Raw genomic sequence first — 2,086 nt, 5'->3', positions numbered from 1 at the left:
CGTACTCGCCTCGATCCCCGCCGAGCGTCCGCTGACGGGTGTGGTGCACGCGGCCGGTGTCGTCGACGACGGTGTCGTCTCCTCCCTCACCGCGGAGCGGCTGGACACCGTGCTGCGCCCCAAGGTCGACGCTGCCGTACACCTCCACGAGCTCACCGAGCAGTTGGACCTGTCGATGTTCGTCCTGTTCTCCTCGGTCGCCGGAACCTTCGGCTCCCTGGGCCAGGGCAACTACGCGGCAGCGAACGCCTTCCTCGACGCGCTGGCTCAGCACCGCGGGGGCCGTGGACTGGCCGCCACGTCGCTGGCCTGGGGGCCGTGGGACCTCGCCGACGGCATGGTCGGACGTCTGCACGACGGCGACACGAGCAGGATGAGCAGGTCCGGAGTGGTCCCCTTGACGGCCGACGAAGGTCTGACGCTCCTCGACACGGCGCTCGCCGACGACCACGCGACTCTCGTGCCCGTACACCTGGACCTCGTGGCCCTGCGCGCACAGGCTGCCGTCGGTGCCCTCGCGGGAATGTTCCGCGGACTGGTCCGTACGAGCTCACGCCGCAGGGCGGGATCCGCAGCCGGTTCGCTCAAGTTTCTGCAGAAGCTCGCGGGGCTCACCCGGGAGGAACGCGGCGCCGCCCTGCTGGATGTCGTGCGTGCCCAGGTCGCAGCGGTGCTCGGCCACAGCGGTACCGAAACGGTGGGCGTCGACCGGCCGTTCAAGGATCTGGGCTTCGACTCACTGACCGCCGTGGAGCTGCGTAACCGACTCGACGCGGTAACGGGCCTACGGCTCCCCGCGACGCTGATCTTCGACTATCCCACTCCGGCGGCCCTTTCCGACTTCGTACTCGGAGAGGTCCTGGGCACACAGCCCGAGGCTTCCGTCGCCCTGCCGACCGCTGCGGCGGCGGACGACGACCCGATCGCGATCGTCGGCATGAGCTGCCGGTACGCCGGTGGGGTGGCGAGCGCCGACGACCTGTGGCGGCTGGTCGCCACGGGCGGGGACGGAATATCCGGCTTCCCGACCGACCGCGGCTGGGACCTGGACAGCCTGTACGCGGCGGCCGGCGAGGACGGCGGGTCGACGACGCTCGAGGGCGGGTTCCTCTACGACGTGGCGGAATTCGATCCCGGCTTCTTCGGGATCTCGCCCCGCGAAGCCGTGGCGATGGACCCACAGCAGCGGCTGCTGCTCGAAATCTCATGGGAGGCGTTCGAGCACGCCGGGATCGACCCCACGTCCGTGCGAGGCCATCACATCGGAGTCTTCGCGGGTACCGCCTCGTCCAGCTACGGGGCCGGGATGCGGCTCCCGGAGGGGACCGAAGGCCACCTGCTGACGGGCAACGCGACCAGCGTCATCTCCGGTCGCGTCTCCTACACCTTCGGTTTCGAGGGCCCGGCCGTCACGGTGGACACGGCGTGCTCGTCCTCGTTGGTGGCTCTGCACCTGGCGACGCAGGCCCTACGGTCGGGCGAATGCTCCATGGCGCTGGCCGGCGGTGTGACGGTGCTGACGAACCCGGGAATCTTCGCCGAGTTCTCCCGCCAGCGCGGTCTGGCGGCCGACGGCCGCTGCAAGGCCTTCGCCGATACGGCCGACGGCACGGGGTGGTCCGAGGGCGCCGGCATGGTGCTCGTGGAGCGGCTCTCCGACGCGCGGCGCAACGGGCACAGGGTGCTGGCGGTGGTGAGAGGGTCGGCGGTCAACCAGGACGGTGCGAGCAACGGCCTGACGGCGCCGAACGGACCCTCGCAGCAGAGTGTGATCCGGCAGGCTCTGGCGAATGCCGGGCTCTCCCCGGAGCGGGTCGACGCGGTGGAGGCACACGGGACCGGCACCAAGCTGGGTGACCCGATCGAGGCGCAGGCGCTGCTCGCCACCTACGGGCGCGAGCGCACGGACGACCGGCCGCTGCTGCTGGGGTCCGTCAAGTCGAACATCGGGCACTCGCAGTCCGCGGCGGGCGTCGCAGGCATCATCAAGATGGTGCAGGCCATCCGCCACGGTGTGCTGCCCCGGACCCTGCACGTGGACACTCCGTCCTCGCAGGTGGACTGGACGGCGGGGGCGGTCGCACTT

1 protein-coding gene is annotated in these 2,086 nt (G+C 70.8%); it reads left to right on the top strand.

Features of this window, described 5'->3' with window-relative positions; translation table 11 throughout:
• Positions 1-2,086: type I polyketide synthase (locus IH13_RS0136265; protein ID WP_158791545.1), on the top strand; the 2,086-nt coding region annotated here is incomplete at both ends.

Source organism: Streptomyces sp. NRRL WC-3549, assembly GCF_000721935.1.
In the GTDB taxonomy this organism is placed as follows: domain Bacteria; phylum Actinomycetota; class Actinomycetes; order Streptomycetales; family Streptomycetaceae; genus Streptomyces.
The sequence above is the reverse complement of the archived record's forward strand: the minus strand, read 5'-3'. Positions and strand labels throughout refer to the sequence as shown.